The sequence below is a fragment of the Mesorhizobium sp. M7A.F.Ca.US.010.02.1.1 genome, assembly GCF_004023085.1.
Classification (GTDB): domain Bacteria; phylum Pseudomonadota; class Alphaproteobacteria; order Rhizobiales; family Rhizobiaceae; genus Mesorhizobium.
The window spans coordinates 121944-139155 of record NZ_RZRV01000012.1 but is presented as its reverse complement, the minus strand read 5'-3'; the positions used below and the strand labels follow the sequence as shown (position 1 = coordinate 139155).

General features: G+C 63.9%; 17 protein-coding genes. 8 read left to right on the top strand and 9 right to left on the bottom strand.

Annotated features, from left to right (window positions below):
* Positions 1-44 precede the first annotated feature (44 nt).
* From EOA19_RS15735 to EOA19_RS15720, 4 genes are all read left to right on the top strand, one after another.
* The gene (locus EOA19_RS15735) at positions 45-908 is read left to right on the top strand and encodes an ABC transporter permease (protein ID WP_128304129.1); all 864 of its coding nucleotides are present in this window, start codon (positions 45-47) and stop codon (positions 906-908) included.
* Positions 908-1720, top strand: a complete 813-nt coding sequence (locus EOA19_RS15730; protein ID WP_128304128.1) for an ABC transporter permease — start codon at positions 908-910, stop codon at positions 1718-1720. Before EOA19_RS15735 ends, EOA19_RS15730 begins: the two co-directional genes overlap by 1 nt.
* A gap of 10 nt (positions 1721-1730) precedes the next feature.
* Positions 1731-2492 (top strand): glucose 1-dehydrogenase, encoded by a 762-nt coding sequence (locus tag EOA19_RS15725; protein WP_128304127.1) that lies wholly within the window; start codon positions 1731-1733, stop codon positions 2490-2492.
* Positions 2493-2795: 303 nt separating this feature from the next.
* The gene (locus tag EOA19_RS15720; RefSeq protein WP_128304126.1) at positions 2796-3572 is read left to right on the top strand and encodes a hypothetical protein; all 777 of its coding nucleotides are present in this window, start codon (positions 2796-2798) and stop codon (positions 3570-3572) included.
* 118 nt (positions 3573-3690) lie between these two features.
* On the opposite strand, the gene EOA19_RS15715 is transcribed toward EOA19_RS15720, so the two are convergent.
* The 9 genes from EOA19_RS15715 to EOA19_RS15665 form a co-directional block, all read right to left on the bottom strand.
* Positions 3691-5199 carry an aldehyde dehydrogenase family protein gene (locus EOA19_RS15715; protein WP_128304125.1) on the bottom strand — a complete coding sequence of 503 codons (1509 nt, stop codon included), beginning with the start codon at positions 5197-5199 and terminating at the stop codon, positions 3691-3693.
* Positions 5200-5219: 20 nt separating this feature from the next.
* Positions 5220-5564: a cupin domain-containing protein gene (locus EOA19_RS15710; protein ID WP_127296596.1), complete on the bottom strand. Its 345-nt coding sequence runs from the start codon at positions 5562-5564 to the stop codon at positions 5220-5222.
* Positions 5565-5587: 23 nt separating this feature from the next.
* On the bottom strand, positions 5588-5929 hold the full coding sequence (locus EOA19_RS15705; protein ID WP_128304124.1) for a cupin domain-containing protein: 342 nt from the start codon (positions 5927-5929) through the stop codon (positions 5588-5590).
* 17 nt (positions 5930-5946) lie between these two features.
* Positions 5947-6297, bottom strand: coding sequence for a cupin domain-containing protein (locus EOA19_RS15700; RefSeq protein WP_128304123.1), 351 nt, complete (start codon positions 6295-6297; stop codon positions 5947-5949).
* Positions 6298-6529: 232 nt separating this feature from the next.
* Positions 6530-7804, bottom strand: coding sequence for a glycosyltransferase (locus EOA19_RS15690; RefSeq protein WP_128304122.1), 1275 nt, complete (start codon positions 7802-7804; stop codon positions 6530-6532).
* Between the two features lie 12 nt (positions 7805-7816).
* Positions 7817-8890: an ABC transporter ATP-binding protein gene (locus EOA19_RS15685; RefSeq protein WP_128304121.1), complete on the bottom strand. Its 1074-nt coding sequence runs from the start codon at positions 8888-8890 to the stop codon at positions 7817-7819.
* Positions 8887-9681, bottom strand: a complete 795-nt coding sequence (locus EOA19_RS15680; protein WP_128304120.1) for an ABC transporter permease — start codon at positions 9679-9681, stop codon at positions 8887-8889. Before EOA19_RS15680 ends, EOA19_RS15685 begins: the two co-directional genes overlap by 4 nt.
* Complete coding sequence (locus EOA19_RS15675; protein WP_128304146.1) at positions 9674-10516, bottom strand: ABC transporter permease; 843 nt, start codon at positions 10514-10516, stop codon at positions 9674-9676. The genes EOA19_RS15680 and EOA19_RS15675 overlap by 8 nt, the downstream gene beginning before the upstream one ends.
* Positions 10517-10834: 318 nt before the next feature.
* Positions 10835-11899 (bottom strand): spermidine/putrescine ABC transporter substrate-binding protein, encoded by a 1065-nt coding sequence (locus EOA19_RS15665; RefSeq protein ID WP_128304119.1) that lies wholly within the window; start codon positions 11897-11899, stop codon positions 10835-10837.
* 239 nt (positions 11900-12138) lie between these two features.
* Here EOA19_RS15665 and EOA19_RS15660 point away from each other — a divergent pair, with 239 nt between their 5' ends.
* From EOA19_RS15660 to EOA19_RS15645, 4 genes are read left to right on the top strand one after another with little or no spacing between them, the layout of a single operon-like run.
* Positions 12139-13077 carry a GntR family transcriptional regulator gene (locus EOA19_RS15660; protein WP_023811191.1) on the top strand — a complete coding sequence of 313 codons (939 nt, stop codon included), beginning with the start codon at positions 12139-12141 and terminating at the stop codon, positions 13075-13077.
* A gap of 10 nt (positions 13078-13087) precedes the next feature.
* The gene (locus EOA19_RS15655; RefSeq protein ID WP_128304118.1) at positions 13088-14371 is read left to right on the top strand and encodes a glycosyltransferase; all 1284 of its coding nucleotides are present in this window, start codon (positions 13088-13090) and stop codon (positions 14369-14371) included.
* Between the two features lie 5 nt (positions 14372-14376).
* Positions 14377-15756, top strand: a complete 1380-nt coding sequence (locus EOA19_RS15650; protein WP_128304117.1) for a glutamine synthetase family protein — start codon at positions 14377-14379, stop codon at positions 15754-15756.
* Between the two features lie 2 nt (positions 15757-15758).
* A complete protein-coding gene (locus tag EOA19_RS15645) occupies positions 15759-17060 on the top strand; it encodes an FAD-binding oxidoreductase (RefSeq protein WP_128304116.1) in 1302 nt (433 codons plus the stop codon).
* Positions 17061-17212 lie beyond the last annotated feature (152 nt).

Here is a 17212-nt window from a genome sequence, read left to right as displayed (position 1 = left end):
TCGACCGGCGGTTTCACACCCGCCGGCACGGGGCAAATCTCTCCATGCACGGCAGCCGTCTTCGCAGGAATTTTCTGACCGCCATGCTGCTCGGTCCGGCGACCGCGTGGCTGGTGGTGTTTCTGGTGCTGCCATTCATCGCCATCGCGGTGTTCAGCGTCGGTGAGCGGGCGCCGGAAGGCGGCTATCAGGCGGCTTTCACGTTCGCGCAATATGCCAACCTTCCGGCGCGGGCGACCGCCTTCTGGAACACGATGGTGCTGGCGCCGGTGGGAGCGCTCGCCTGCCTGCTCGTCGCATACCCGGTTGCCTACTACCTCGCTCTGCGCGCACCGCAGCGCTGGCGGCTGATCCTGCTGGCGCTGGTCGTCATCCCGTTCTGGACCAGCCTCCTGATGCGGACCTATGCCTGGATGTATGTGCTGGGCGGGCGCGGCATCCCGGCTCTGCTGTCCTATATCGGTTTCGAGGATATCAGGCTGATCAACACGCCGGGCGCGGTGCTGCTCGGCATCGTCTATGGCTACCTGCCGCTGATGATCCTGCCGATCTATGTCAGCCTTGAGCGGCTCGACCGCAGGCTGCTGGAAGCCTCCGCCGATCTCGGCGCGACGCCGCTCTCGACCTTCCTCGGTGTGACCCTGAAACTGTCGCTGCCGGGCGTGATGACCGGCTTCTCGCTGGTCATGATCCTGCTGCTCGGCGAATATCTGATCCCGACGCTGCTTGGCGGCGGCAAGGTGTTCTTCATCGGCAACGCACTAGTCGACCTGTTCCTGCAATCGCGCAACTGGCCGTTCGGTTCGGCCATCGCGATCACGCTGGTGCTGGTTTCGGTGGTGGTGCTGATTGCCGCCAATCGCATTTCGACCCGGGTTTCGGGCGCCCGCCGGGTGGATCTGATCTGATGCGCACCTTCGTCATTGCCGTCTTCGCCTTCCTCTATCTGCCGATCGCCCTGGTCGTGCTGTTCTCCTTCAACGCCGGCCACCATGCCAGCGAGTTCACCGGCTTTTCGGTGCAATGGTACGGCAAGGCGCTGGCGAACCCGTTCCTGGTCGAAGCGCTGAAGAACAGCCTGTTCATCGCCACCACCAGCGCCTTGCTGGCGGCGTTCTGCGGCACTGCGGCGGCACTCGGCCTGGCGCGTGTCGGCATCAGAACACGCGCGGTCTTCGATGCGCTTCTGGGCGCCGCGATCGTCGTTCCGGGCGTCGTCATCGGCATTTCGACACTGGTCGCGCTCGTCCAGCTGTTCACGGTCGTCAATCCGTTCCTCGCCTCGATCTGGCCCGACGACCAGCCGCCGCGCCTGGCGCTCGGCTACGGCTCGATCATCGCAGCGCACGGCCTGTTCTCCATGGCGCTGGTGACGATGATCGTCGGCACGCGGCTAGGCAGCCTCGACCGCAATCTGGTCGAGGCGTCGAGCGATCTCTACGCCACGCCGTTGACGACGTTCCGCTCGATCGTGCTGCCGCAGATCATGCCGGCCATCGTTGCCGGCTTCCTGCTCGCCTTCACCTTTTCCTTCGACGATTTCATCATCGCCTTCTTCGTCGCCGGCGCGCAGACGACGCTGCCGATCTATGTCTTCGCGTCGATCCGGCGCGGCGTGACGCCGGAGATCAATGCCATCGCGACGATCGTGCTCGTCGCCTCCGTGCTGCTCGTGGTGCTTGCCCAATGGCAATTGCGCCGGCGCAAGCCGTCGAACTGAAAGTCGCATCATGATCCTCAAAGACCGCATCGCCGTGGTGACAGGCGCCGGCTCCGGCATCGGGCGCGCCGGCGCCATGATCATGGGCAGGGAAGGCGCGGTGGTCGTCATCGCCGACAGGGATGAGGCCGCCGGCGAAGCAACGGCTTTGGAGATGCGGGCAATGGGCGGGCAGGCCGAGGCGATCGCGACCGATGTCGCGGACGATGGGGCGCTGGAAAAGCTCATTGCCGGCACGATCGAGAGGCACGGGCGCATCGACATCCTGCACAATCACGCCGGCATCCAGGTAGGGGGAACGCTGACCGAGGTCGAGGTCGGCGGCATGGACGCGTCATGGCGGGTCAATGTGCGGGCGCAGTTCCTGGCGGCCAGGATGGTCATGCCGTCGATGATCGCACGAGGCAACGGCGTCATCCTGAACACCGCCTCCAATTCGGGTGTGTTCTACGACCGCGAGATGATCGCCTACGCCACCTCCAAACACGCGGTGGTGGCAATGACGCGGCAGATGTCGCTCGACTATGCCCGGCACAATGTCCGCGTCAACGCGCTCTGTCCGGGCTGGGTCGACACGCCGTTCAACGAACCGTTCATCGCCCAGATGGGCGGACGCCAGGCGATCGAAACCTATGTCCGCACCAAGATTCCGATGGGGCGCTGGGCCAGCGCCGATGAGATCGCCGAAGCGATCCTGTTCCTCGTCTCCGACCGCTCTTCCTTCATGACCGGCCAGGCGCTGGTGATCGACGGCGGTGAAAGTATCGGCTGAGACTTGTGCTTTCGTCACCAACCTCCTTTAGTTCAGCGCCTTTCCAATACACTGCTCTACGACCTTCCTGGTGCCGCTGGTCGGCTGATAGGACTATGGTCCGGCCGGCATGGGACTTCAGTGCCATGGCCGATCAAGAGCGTTGATTTGTGTTTAATATCAAATGGTTATGGTGACGGCGGGTTGTCAGATCGCGTATTGAGACAACATTTGTCTAAAGTTTACTCTGTACAATTAGTAATTCCTCATACGACGGTCGCCTAGCGGTTGGGCGAAGGGCGGCGATTCCCCGAGGAGATTACCATGACAAACCGAAAAACTCTGTTCGCGGCGCTTGCCGCATTGGCGCTTCTGGCATCTCCGGCGATAGCCGGCGGCAACGGCAACGGCCACGGCGGCGGCAATGGCGGTGGCAATGCCGGCGGCAACGGCAACGGCGGGGGAAATGCCGGCGGTAACGGCGGCAATAGCAATGGCAAGAGCGGCGCTTCGCACGGCAAGTCTTCCTCGGCTCGGGGGCAGGTGGCAAAGGCCAAAACGGATGACACCACGGTCGACAAGACCACAAAGGTCTCGTCGGTTCCCAAGGAGAAGAACATCCACGCCAAGCTCGGCCGGCTGAACTCGCTTCAGCGCAACATCAACGCCTATATGAACTCGAAGAGCAAGAAGTTCGCCGCCATCCAGGCTTTCGTGACGCAGTCCGCGAAAGCCAAGGTCGCCGAGGCCGCCGCTGAGGCGGCCCAGGAGAAGCTGGATGCGCTGAATTCCCAGTTGACCGCGCTGACGTCGCTGACGCCCGAGCAGATTGCGGCCATGACGCCCGAGGATCAGGCGGCCTTACCTGGGAAGATAACGGATCTGCAGGCCGAAATCACTGCCCAGGAGGCAGAGGTGACCGCCGCCAATGAGGCGGCTGCCGCGGCAACGGAGGGCACCGATGACGCCTCGCTCGATGCGGCGCTGACGGACATGGCCAACAAGCCGGTCGACGACGACGTCACGGCCTGGGCCCAAGGGGTCCTTGCCGGCAAGATCGACCAGACGGCGGCCGCGATGGAAGCAGAAACGACGCCGTAACGATCGTCGCCGAAACGGCAGTAGCCAATCGAAGAAAGATGCCGCCGGGCCCGCCCGGCGGCATCTTTCTTTTTCCCAGCCATGGACTGGCATCCGGAGCTGGCGAGGTTCGAAACACTCAGACGTGCTTGCGGCCGCCGGTCTCACGGAACCAGCTGTCGGGGTAGGGATACCACCAGTCCTGGATTGCAGGCTTGTGGTCGATGATCACCATTTTGGAGCGGCGGAAGGCGTCGAGCCCCTGGCGTCCGAGCTCGCGGCCGAGGCCCGAGGCCTTCCAGCCGCCGAAGGGCAGGGCATCATTGTCGATCAGCGGGTTGTTGACCCAGACCATTCCGGCTTCGAGCCGTTCAGCCGCCTCGTGCGCTTCGGCCAGATCTGATGTGAACACCGAGGCGCCGAGCCCGAACGGGCTGTCATTGGCGAGCCGGATCGCCTCGTCGAAATCCCTGACCCGGCAGATGGCGGCGACGGGTCCAAAGCACTCCTCGCGCACGATGGCCATGTTGGGGGTGACGCCCATCAGGATCGTCGGCTCGTAGAACCAGCCGGTGTTGTGTGCCGGCGGGATGCGCCCGCCGGTGACTGCGATGGCGCCATGAGCGATCGCATCGTCGACCAGGCGCATCACCTTGGTCCTCGCCGCTTCGCTGACCAGCGGGCCGATCTCGGTCTTGTCCATGCCATTGCCGATGCGCAACGCGCGTGTCCTTTCGGCGAACAGTTCGACGAAGCGATCGTGCACGGCATCGACGACGAAGAAGCGCTCGGCCGAAGTGCAGACCTGGCCGGTGAGGTGGAAGGCCGCGGTGACGCTGCCGGCTGCCGCTACATCGAGCGGCGCGTGTTGGCTGATGATAAGCGGATCGCTGCCGCCGGCCTCGATGACGCAAGGCTTCATGCGTTCGGCGCAGGCTACCGCCACCGCCTTGCCGGCGGCGACCGAGCCGGTGAAGGCAACCGCATGGGTGCGTTCGGAGGCGATCAGCGCCTGCGCCGTGGTCGCTCCACCAGGCAGGCAGGAGACCAGCCCCTCCGGCAGCGAGCGGAACACGGTCATGTAGTCCAGCGTCGACAGCGTCGTCGCCTCGGCCGGCTTGATGATGCAGGCATTGCCGGCGGCGAGTGATGCGGCGACCGTCCAGCACATCAGCAGGATCGGAAAATTGTAGGGCATGATGTGGACGGAGACGCCATAGGGCTCGTAGCGCGCATACTGGAACGAACCGGCTTGTGTCGTGCCGGCGATCTTGCCGGCATCGTCGCGCGCCATCTCGGCGTAGTAGCGGAAGATCGGCGCGCAGTTGGCGATCTCGCCGATCGCTTCGGGGTAGGGCTTGCCCATCTCGCGCACCATCAGCTCGGCGCAGCGGGTGAAGTCCGCCGCCTCGATGGCGTTGGCGACGGCATGCAGGTGCTTGGCGCGGCTCTTGGCGTCGAACTTTTTCCAGGCGGCCTGCGCCCTGGTCGCCGCCGTGAGCGCGGCATCGATCTCGCCGTCGGTGGCCGCAGCGATCGCCCCGACGGTTTCCAGCGTCGCCGGATCGATCACCGGTTTGCTCGCGCCGGCCATCGGCTGGTAATCCGGATTGACGAAGAAGGTCGGCCGGTCAGGGGAGAAATCCATGGACATCCTCTCGGATCCGCTCAGCGGATCATGTAGACCTTCTTGATCGTCTCATGGACGGTGCAGACGCCCTTCCAGTCCTGCGGGAAGAAGGCCGCCGTGTCCGGTTCGATCTCGATGACTTCGCCGGATTCATGCACATAGGTGCAGCGCCCTTCGAGGAAGTGGCAGAACTCGTCGCGGGTGACATGGCAATGCCATTTGCCTGGTGTGCAGACCCAAAGCCCGCATTCGGAGCGGCCCTCCGGCCCCTTGTGCAGCAGCTTGCCCGAGGTGTGGGACTCACCCTCGATCATGGTCGGGATGACACCCCAGTCGACGAGGTCGGTAATAGTGAGCGGGGATTTCATGATGGGTGTGGTCATATCGATTTCCTTGAAAAGGGGGCTCACCGGCACATGAAGGCCTTGGTCAGCGTTTGCGTGATGATGGAGATGCCGGTCCAGCCGGCGGGAAAGAACACAAGCGTGCCGGCCTCGACCGGAATCTCTTCGCCGTCGTCATGGATATAGCTGCCACGGCCTGAGAGGAAATGGCAGAACTCGTCGGCGCCAAACGTGACCTTGCGCGTGCCCGGCGTGCACGACCACAGGCCGCATTCGCTCGATCCGTCCGGGTTCTGCGACAGGATCCTGCCCGAGGCGCGTGGCGAACCGGCGAGCGTGTCAGAACCCGCGCCCCAATCCTCCAGTTCCACGGTCGAGGCCTTCGGCCAGTGCGGTGTCGGCATGTCGTTAAGCTCCGTGGTCAGGCCAGCATGTAGACGTTGCGCATGGTCTCATGCACGGTGCATTCGCCTGTCCAGCCAGCCGGGAACATGACCACAGTCCCGGCGGAGATTTCTATCAGCTCACCGGCATCTGACCGGTAGGTCGCGCGGCCGGTGACGAAATGGCACAATTCGTCGCGCGGGATATTGAGGCGCCAGCGCCCCGGCGTGCACACCCAAATGCCGGATTCCGGCTGGTTGTTCGGGCCCTTGTGCACGAGCCTGCCGGTCGAGTGCGAAGTGCCTGACAATGCGTCGGGTTGGGCGCCCCAGTCGACGAGATCGGTTCGGGTGGAGGCGTGGTGGAGGTGTGGTGCGGAGGAGGTCATGCGGAGGCTTCTGCGCGATGGTTGCTATTCATATGCTGCGCCAGGGCACCCCCCTCTGGCCTGCCGGCCATCTCCCCCGCAGGGGTGGAGATCGGATGTCGTCTCGACTTTCGCCAATCACCGGGATTGCAGAGTGAGACCCTGTGGCGAAGCTGCCAATCTCCCCCCTTGCGGGGGAGATGGCCGGCAGGCCAGAGGGGGGTGCTCAGGCTCGGCGTATCAACGACTTCAATCACAGCAGCGCCTCCAACAAACCCGCCGCTTTCTCCGGCCCATTCTGCCCCTGCATCTGTGCCGAGGTCTTTGCCAGCTTGGCCTTCATCTTGGGATCGGACAGGCAGGTTTCGACCCTGGCAGCCAGCTCGGCATCGGTCCAGTCGTAGCGCGGCATGCCGAAGCCGTGGCCGGTTTCCTCGACGCGGGTGGCGTTGTCGTGGCCGTCCCAGACATAGGGCATGATGATCGCCGGCTTGCCGAAATAGAGGCACTCGGTGAACGAGTTGTTCCCGCCATGGTGGATCACCGCCTCGACCTGCGGGATGACCGAAGGCTGCGGGAACCAGCTCTCGACGATGACATTGCCGGGCACGTCCGTGTACTGGTCCTTGTAGCCGCCGACATTGACCAGCGCCCGGTAGCGCGTCATGCCCAGCGTCGCGATGATGCGCTTCAACAGCTCGACATCGCCGGCGCCGAGGCTGCCGAAGGAGACATAGAGCAGCGGCCCGTCATTGTTTTCAGCGAATGTCGGCACCGTGTAGGGTTTCTCCTGCCGCACGCAGCCTTCCAGATACTGGAACTTTGCCGGGTCGAGCGGATGGCGGCGCTTGAACTTTGCCGCTTCGGGATAGAGCAGCAGGTTCAAATAGGGCGACGCCTCGAAGAACTGGCCGATCGGATAAGGCGCCTCGTTGTTGGCGGCGAGGAAGGCGTTGAAGTCGTCATGGATCGGCTCGATCACCGCGTTGAAATGATCGCGGTAGCGCTGGTGACCGGCATGGTCGTTCTCGCCGCAGCCGGAGAGATGCGGCGGGATGTCCTCGTCGTCGATCTCGTTTTCCGAGCAGGAGATGACGCGCACCCAGGGTTTGCCGAACTGCTTGATCGCCGGGAACAGGATGACGTTGTCGACGCAGATCACATCCGGCTTGATAGCTGAGAGAACGCGCGGCAGATCCTTCTGCGCCCATTTTGCGCTGTCGACGATCGCCGTCCAGCAATCCTTGACGTAGTTGTCGACCTGGTCGTAGGGCGATTTGCGGAAGTTCGGGATGTGGCCGTTGATGAAATCCTCCCAGAATTTCGCCATCTGCTCGGGCGGCATCGGCTCGGACAGGTTCACCGGATGGGCCTCGAAGCCGTAGCCCTTGTAGACGTCGACGAAGCCGGGATCTGACAGGAACACCGCTTTATGGCCGCGCGCCTCGACCGCCTGGGCGATGCCGACGGAATTGAGCGCCGGGCCGTAGGCCGCTTCTGGAAAAAACGCGATCGTCTTCTGCGCCATCAGGCTTCTCCTTTATTCTGCGAAAACTCTGACATCGGCGGCGTCCCAGCCGAGTTCGACCTGATCTCCCGACGCGACCGGCCGGCGGTCGGCGGCATCAGCGGTGACGCGCACCAGGAACGGCTTTGGCGACAGGGGTGTGCGGACATGCAGCTGCAGGTCGAGCCCCTGATAGGCCAGCGCCTCGACCGTGCCGGTGGTGCGGTTGGCGGTCTGAGCTTCCGGGAACAGTCGGATGCGCTCCGGCCGCACCGAAGCGACAGCGGATGCGCCGGGCGAGAGCGTTGCTGGAACCTTGCCGGATATTCGCGCGCCATTCGCGGCGACAACCCCATCGGTGGCGGCCTTGCCCGGCACAAAATTCATCACGCCGATGAAGTCGGCGACGAAACGGTCGGCCGGATGCTCATAGATCGCGTGCGGCGTGTCGCATTGCAGCAGCTTGCCGTCCTTGAGCACCGCCATGCGATCGGCCATCACAAGCGATTCTTCCTGGTCATGGGTGACGATGACGAAGGTGATGCCGACCTCATGCTGCAGGCGCTTCAATTCCAGCTGCATGGCGCCGCGCAGTTTCTTGTCGAGCGCGCCAAGCGGCTCGTCGAGCAGCAGCAGGCGCGGCCGCTTGACCAGCGCGCGGGCGAGCGCGACGCGCTGCTTCTGGCCGCCCGACAGCTGCTCCGGCTTGCGGTCGGCGAAGGGGACCAGCTCGGTTGTCGCCAGGATGGCGTCGACGCGGGAGCGGATTTCAGCCGCCGGCAAACGCTCCATCTCCAGGCCGTAGGAGACATTGGCGCGGACGCTCATATGAGGAAAAAGCGCATAGGATTGGAACATCAGATTGACTGGCCGCTTGTTGGGCGGGGTTTTGGCAATGTCGCGGCCGTCGAGCAGGATGCGCCCGTCATTGGGCGTCTCGAAGCCGGCCAGCATGCGCAGCAGCGTGGTCTTGCCGCAGCCCGACGGGCCGAGCAGTGCGAAGAACTCATTCTCGCGGATGTCGAGCGAGATGCCGTCGACAGCCGTCACCCGGCCGAAATTCTTCGACACCTTGTCGATGGCCAGCAGCGTGCGCGGTTCGCTCATTGGCCTATGATCCCACGGTTGAGCCGCTGCGACAGGGTCAGCGCGGTGATCGAGACCGCCATGACGATGGTCGCCAGTGCGTTGATCTCCGGCGTGATGCCGAAGCGGATCATCGCGTAGATCTGCATCGGCAGCGTCGTCGAGGTGCGGCCGGCGCCGGCGGTGAAGAAAGCGATGATGAACTCGTCGACCGAGAGCGTGAAGGCGAGCAGCGCGCCTGCGATCACCGCCGGCGCGATGACCGGCAATGTCACCCGCCGAAAGGTGGTGAGCGCGGAGGCGCCGAGATCGGCCGAGGCCTCGACGATCGACCAGTCGAAACTCTTCAGCCTGGCGCGCACCACCGAGCAGACAAAGGCAAGGTTGAAGACGACATGGGCGAGGATGATGGTGTGCAGGCCCATGGTCAGGTTGAGCATGGAGAAGAACGAAAGCAGCGCGATCGCCAGGACGATGTCGGGAATGATCATCGGTGCGAAGATCAGCGCTTCGAGTCCCTTGCCATATTGCCGGCGCATCTCGATGCCGATCGCCAGCAGCGTGCCGAGCAGAGTGGCGATCGCGGTCGAGACCAGCGCCACGATCAGCGTGTTGAGCGCAGCGGACAGGATCGCCGAATTGCCGGCCAGCGAGGCATACCATTTCAGCGAAAAGCCCGACCATGCCGTCGGCAGGCCGCCTTCGTTGAAGGACAGCGTCACCAGCACGGCGATCGGGATGTAAAGGAAAGCGAAGACGAGGCTGAGCACGAGCCAGAGCATACGCCGCGTCGCTGGGGATCGCTCAGCCATCGGTGCCTCCGCCGGCTTGCGCGGTGTGCCCCGAGGCGCGATTGGCGGCGAGCGCCTGCGCCATCAGCACCAGAAGCATGATGGCGATCAGCGCCATCGCGAGCGCGGCGCCGAACGGCCAGTCGTTGGCGGTCAGGAACTGGTCGTAGACGAGGTTGCCGATCATCTGGAAGCGGCCGCCGCCGAGCAGCGCGGGCGTGACGAAATTGCCGATCGACAGCACGAAGACGAACACCGCGCCGGCAGCAATGCCGGGCACGGTCAGCGGCAGGATGACACGGCGGAATGTGGTCATGGCGGAGGCGCCGAGGTCGCGCGAGGCCTCGGCGAGTTCCGGGTTGAGGCGAGACAGTGGCGCGTAGCAGGCGAGGATGACAAAGGGCAAATAGTTGTAGATCAGGCCGGCGATAACGGCGCCTTCGGTGTAGAGCATCGACGGTGGCTCGCCGGTGTAGCCGAACCAGCGCAGCAACTGGGTGATCAATCCTTCGCGGTTGAGCAGCACGATCCAGGCGTAGGTGCGGATCAGGTAGTTGGACCAGAAGGGCAACACGGCGAAGAACAGGAACACCGGCTGCAGCCGGCGGGGTGCCGCTGATATCGCATAGGCGGCGGCGTAGCCGATCACCACCGCGATCAGCGTCGCGGTGCCGGCGATGCGCGCCGAGTTGAGGAAGATGCCGGCATAGAGCGGGTCGAAGACCAGCCCGAAATTCTCCAGCGTAAAGGTGTATTCGATGCCGCCATAGATACCGCGCCGGAAGAAGGCGAGCGCCAGCACCAGCGCGCACGGCACCACCATCAGTGCGGTCAGCCAGACCAGCGCCGGGGCCATCAGCAAGGAGGAGCGAGAGGGTAGGTGCTTCACGAAGTGCCCCCCTCTGCCCTGCCGGACCCGGCCTTTCGCTTTCGCTTCGGGCGTTCGTCGTTCGGAAAGCCAAGCAATTGGCTTTCCGTCCGTTGCGCGGACCACTTCTCACCCCCTTCAAGGGAGGAGATCGGCAGTTCCAACCTTTCGCTTACTTTGAAAAATCGAAGATTGGCGAAAGCAATGCCACAGCCAATCTCCCCCCTTGAGGGGGAGATGGCCGGCAGGCCAGAGAGGGGCGACACGGAACGCAAGCTTGATTCCAAGATGCTGCTGGAACAGTCCCTACTGCGCCGCCTTGATCTCGCTGACGATCTTCGAATAGTCGCGCTGGGCGTCGCCGACGTCACGCAATTGCTCGAACTTGACGAGGTCGGCCACCGGCATCGCCATGTTGGGGAATTTGGCCAGGAAATCGGCAGGCAGGCTTTCCATGGCCGGCTTGTTCGGCACCTTGTAGTCGATGTTCTGCGCTGCCCAGGCGTGGTTCTTGGCGTCGAGCATGAAGTTGATGAACTGGAAGGCGGCGTCCTTGTTGGCGGAGGCCTTCATCACCACCATCGTGTCGACCCAGAGGTCCGAACCTTCCTTGGGAATGACGTATTTGATCTCGGGTTTTTCGGCGATGCCGTAATTGCACCAGCCGTCCCAGGCCTGCACCATCAGCGCCTCGCCGGACACCAGCTTGGAATAGAAGGTGGTGTCGTCATAGGCGAGCAGGGTCTTCTTGGCCGAGATCAGCAGATCCTTGACCTCAGCCATCTTGGCCGGGTCGGTTTCGTTGACCGAATAGCCCTTGTCGAGCTGGCCGGCGGCCAGCAGCCAACGGTCGGTCGCCAGCATGGTGGTCTTGCCCTTCAATTCGTCGGAGGGCGCGAGCAGGTCGCTCCAACTGGTTGGTGCGACCTTCATCAGGTCCGAGCGATAGCAGAGGCCGGTGGTGCCCCAGGTGTAGGGCACCGAGAATGCATTGCCGGCATCGTGAGGCAGCTTGGTTGCTTCCGGATAGAGGTTGGCGAGGTTCGGTATCTTGGTGTGGTCGATCGGTTCGGTCAGGCCGAGCTTGTTCAGCACCTCGGCGAAGGGCGAGGAGACAAAGACCACGTCATAGCCCTTGCCGCCGGCGGCGATCAGCTTGCCCATGATCTCTTCATTGGTGGCGTGCACCACCACTTCACCCGAAACGCCGGTCGCGGTCTCGAAGGCGGCCATCGCGTCGGGCGCCATGTAGCCATCCCAGTTGGAAATGACGAGATCAGCAGCCATCGCCGGCGCGGACAGCGCCAAGGCCAGGCCAAGTGCGAGCGAAGATGTTTTCAGCGCACGGCGCCGCAGGCTGGTAGCGGTCATGACAGACTCCCATTCCGGTTGATCGTCAAATTTCATTCGCCGGACCAACGCCTGCGACCTTGCCGCTGCCTCGATCCTGTTCCCTCGGTCTTTTTCTCGCCGATTGTCCTGACAGTACTATTGCAGAAAAAAGTACGTCAATCCATAATTTGTCAAGCGACCGAGGAATCTGGCCGATTGCGTCCGTGCGGGCGATCGGTCAGATCAATGCGGTCATGTCGTTTTCCACTGGACCAGTCATGCAAGCCGTAGCCAGACGACCTCGCACCAACCATCTCGATCTGGCGCAGCGCATCCTGGATGTGGCGCGGCAGCGCGGCTTTGGGCCCGGCGCACGCTTGCCGGAGCAGCAGATCGCCTCGCTGTGCAATGTTTCCCGCACACCGGTGCGGGCAGCGCTCGGCCTGCTTGCGGAGCGAGGTGTCGTACGCTGGGAGGCGGATTCCGGGTATCATCTGGCCATCGACCTCACCGCGCAGGCTTCGGTCGCCACGGAATTGCCCGCTGCCGAGGAGGACGAGCTGGCCGAGGCGATCCTGCGCGACCGGTCGGCGCGGCGGCTGGACCAGACAGTGACCGTTGCGGGGTTGATGCGGCGCTACAGTTCCGACCGAAAGACGGTACTAAAAGCGCTCAACAAACTGACCGAAGAGAATTTGTTGGACCGTGCGCCCGGCCAGTCCTGGCTGTTTCGACGCACGCCAGACGATCCGGAGGCGCAAGGCGACAGTTATGAATTCCGTCTGCTGCTAGAGCCCGCGGCCATCCTGACGCCGGGTTTCCGGCTGGATGGCGCGCGGGCGGCGACGTTGCGCCAGGGCATGGAAGCGCTGGTGGCGCTGCCGGACGCCGCCTTCGACACACGCGAGTTCCAGCGGCTGGACATCGATTTTCATGGCATGCTCGCCGAAGGCTGCGCCAACCGCTTCGTGGCCGACGCACTCGCCGATCACCTCAGGCTGCGCCGGCTGCCGGGCATCTATGCCGGCGTCAACGTCTTCCGGTTGCGGCAATCGCTGCGCGAACACCTTGTTATACTCGACCATCTTGAAAGCCTGCAGTATGAGGTGGCTGCCGATCTACTGCGCATCCACCTGCGGCTCTCCCGCAACCAGCGACCGCAAGCGGCCAGTCGCGGGGCGCCTGCCCTGTTCGGCATGATCAGCCGGCCGGATTGACGAGGATTAATTGACGCGTAAAGCCAGCCCGACCATCGCGCTGTTCCCCGAAGCAAGCTTCGGCGCGGCGTTGAATTGCGTCGGCATCGCGCAGGCGTTGCGCGCGAGAGGCGCCCGGCCCGTCTTCATCTGCCATGCCGGCTTTTCCGGCGTCTTTGCCGACTATGGTTTCCAGGAATACCAGTTGCCGACAGAAGAGCCGCTGAGCGACAGCGAACGCCAGAGCTACTGGCAGGCTTTCGTGCGCCGGCACCTGCCGCATTTCCGGCTGAGCCCGATCGACCAGCTGGAAACCTATGTCGCGCCGACCTGGCAGGCCATCGTCGACACCGCGGTCAATGCCGAGGCGCCGCTGCGCCAATTGCTGGCGCGGCTGAAGCCGGACGCGGTGGTGCTCGACAATGTCATCATGTTCCCGGCGATCGCCGCCGCCGGCTGCCCCTGGGTGCGCGTCGTCTCCTGCGCCGAGACCGAGCTTCCGGATGCCAATGTGCCACCCTATCTGTCGGGACTTGGCGCCGACGACCCGCAACGCGCGGCGTTCGAGGCCCGCTATCTCACGGCTTCGGCACCGGCGCATGACCGCTTCAACCGCTTTCGGATGGATGCCGGCCTGGCGCCGCTGCCGAAGGGCCTGTTCCTGGAGACGTCGCCCGACCTCAATTTGCTGCTGACCCCGACGATCGTGCGCCGCGAGCGCGCCGAGCCGCTCGACCCGGCCCGCTTCGTCTATCTCGAAGGCTGTGTGCGTTCGGAAGGGCCGTTCGAGGTGCCGGTTTTTCCGCGCAATGGCGGGCCGCTGGTCTATGTCAGCTTCGGCAGCCTCGGCGCCATGGATGTCGGGTTGATCGAGCGCATGCTGGCGGTGTTCGACAGGCTGCCGGCCCGCTTCATCGTCAATGCCGGCGGCCTGCGCGACGCCTATCGCGCGGTGCCCGACAATGTCTATCTCGACGCCTGGTTTCCGCAGCCCTCGGTCGTGGCGAAGTCGGATCTGTTCATTCATCATGGCGGCAACAACAGCTTTTGCGAGGCGCTGCGCTTCGGCGTGCCGTCGCTGATCATGCCCTATTGCTGGGACGGACACGACAATGCGCGCCGCGCCGGAGAAGCCGGCGTCGGTGACCATATCGGCCGCGACGCCTGGACCGAAGGAGTGTTGGAGAGAGCTATTCTCGGCCTGCTGGCCGACGATGCAATGCGCACCCGCCTCAAGGACAATGCAGCCCAAATGGCGCTGAAACCTGGAACGGATGTGGCCGCGCAAGCCATACTCTCTCTGATACGGACATGAACGAAATGCCTGACAAAATCACGAATACCTCGCTCTCCAGCAGCGACAATCCCAAGGCCTGGCTGGCCCAGCACGGCATCAACGAGGTCGAATGCCTGGTGCCCGACATGAACGGCGTCCTGCGCGGCAAGGCCTTGCCGACAGCCAAATTCCTCCAGGCGCTTGAAGACCGCGCGCTCTACCTGCCGAGCAGCGCTTTCCTGGTCAGCATCGATGGCCGCTACTCCGGCTCGATCGACGAAGGCTTTGCCTATTCGGATCCGGACATGCGCATGGTGCCTGATGTATCGACGCTCTGCCTGGCGCCGGGTGCCGCTCCCGGCAAGGCCTATGTCTTTGCCGATGCCTTCCATATGGACGACCGGCCTTGGATGGCCTCGCCGCGCCATGTGCTGCGCGCCGTGCTCGATCTCTACGCCAAGCGTGGCTGGCGGGCGGTGGTGGCGCCCGAGCTGGAATTCTATCTCACCGCCCCCAATCCCGATCCGGACCGTCCGCTGACCGCCCCGGTCGGCGCCAATGGCCGGACCGAAACCGTGCAGCATCCCTACGATATGGCCGCGCTCGAGGAGTTCGAGCCGGTGGTCCGGCGCGTCTATGACTATGCGGCGGCGGCCGGCCTGCCGCTCGACACGCTGATCCACGAATCGGGTACGGCGCAGCTGGAGATCAACTTCCTGCATGGCGATGCGCTGCCGCTGGCCGACAAGGTGCTGCTGTTCAAGCGGCTGACGCGCCAGGCCGCGCAACAAAGCGGCATGCACGCCACCTTCATGGCCAAGCCGATCGCCGCACAGGCCGGCAGCTCGATGCATCTGCACATGTCGGTCATCGACGAGGCCGGCAGGACGTTGTTTGCCGGCAGCGACGATGCCGACACCGCAATGTTCGGCCATTTCATCGGCGGCCTGCAGAAATATGTCCCGGAAATCATGCCGCTGTTTGCGCCCAATGTGAACTCGTTCCGCCGCATAAGACCCAACCACAGCGCGCCGGCCAACATCGAATGGTCGCATGACAACCGTTCCTGCGGCCTGCGCGTGCCGGCCGGCGGCCGCTCCGCGCGGCGGGTGGAGAACCGGTTGCCGGGTGCTGATTCCAATCCTTACCTTGCGATCGCCGGCTCGCTTCTCGCCGGCTACCTCGGTGTCGAACAAAAGCTCGCACGGTCGCCCGAGGCGTCGGGCAACGCCTACAAGATCAAGAGCACGCTGCCGAAAACCATGGAGGAGGCGCTGGACCGCTTCGCTGCTTGCGATCCGGTGCGGGAATTGCTCGGCGAGGATTTCTTCCAGACCTATCTGCGCGTCAAGAGCGTCGAACTCGACCTGTTCCAAGGCGTGGTGACGAGCTGGGAACGCGACCACCTGCTGCTGAAGGTGTGATCATGGCTTCCAGTTCAACGGGTTTCAATTCGGGCCTCGATATCGGTAAATCCTATTATGTCGCCACGGCCAATCGGGCGCCGGACCATCCGGCGCTGGTCGGCGATGTCGATGCTGACCTGGTGGTTGTCGGCGGCGGCTGCACCGGCCTGTCGGCCGCCCTTCATGCCGCCGAGCGTGGGTTGAAGGTGGTGCTGCTCGAAGGCGGCAAGATCGGCTGGGGCGCATCGGGCCGCAATGGCGGCCAGATGATCCCCGGCCTGCGCAAGGGCGCCAAGGGGCTGGTTAAGCTCTACGGGCCCGAGCGGGCAAAGGCGCTGTTCGATCTTGCCTTCGAGGCACGCGGGCTGGTGCTCGATATCATCGAGCGCCATGCCATCGACTGCGATCTCAGGCTGACCGGCCATCTGGTCGGCGCGGTCAACGGCTCCGACCTTAGGGATATCGAGGAAGAGGCCAAGTGCCTTGAAAGCGTGATGAAGTTTGGTGACGTCGAGATCCTGTCGGCGGCTGAAGCCCGAGCCAAGGTCGACACATCATATCATGGCGCGATGTACGAGCCGCTCGGCGGCCACATGCACCCGCTCAACTACACGCTCGGCCTCGCCCGCGCCGCGGTTGCTGCGGGCGTCACCATCCATGAGAATTCGGTCGCCGTGCGGCTGGAGCGCGAGCCTTCGGTCCGGGTCTCGACATCAAAGGGTTCGGTGCGTGCCAGACATGTCGTGCTGGCGGGTGACGCGCTGCTCAACGGGCTGGAGCCGCGCGTCAACAGCCGCATCATGCCGGTTGGCAACTACATCGTCGCCACCGAGCCACTGGAGGGCAAACGCAATGTCATCCCGGCCAATGTCGCGGTGTCCGACACCCGCTTCGTCGTCAACTACTACCGCATGTCGGCGGATGGACGGCTGCTGTTCGGCGGCGGCGAGCGCTACACGCCGTCACCGCCGGCCGACATCGCCGGCTTCGTGCGGTCGCACATGGAAGCCACCTTTCCGCAGCTCAAGGGCTGCCGCATCGATCACGCCTGGGGCGGCTTGGTGTCGGTGACGACATCCAGGCTGCCGCACATCGGGCACTATGGCGAGGTCTATTTCGCGCATGGCTATTCCGGCAAAGGCGTCATCCTGTCGACGCTTTCCGGCAAGCTGCTGGCCGAAGCGATCACCGGCGATGCCTCGCGGCTCGATCTGTTCTCGACGCTGACCCCGATGCCGTTCCCTGGCGGCACGGCGCTACGTGGGCCGCTCTATGTGCTCGGCATGCTGTGGTACGCGATGCGGGATCGGATCAAGCATTGAGGGGACGTTGCTGCAACGGCACAAATAGTACCGTAGCGATCCTTCACACCCCCCTCTGTCCTGCCGGACATCTCCCCCGCAAGGGGGGAGATTGGCAGGTTCAGCGCTGCGCTCACCCTACAACGGTGTAGATTTGGCGAAAGCCGCGATAA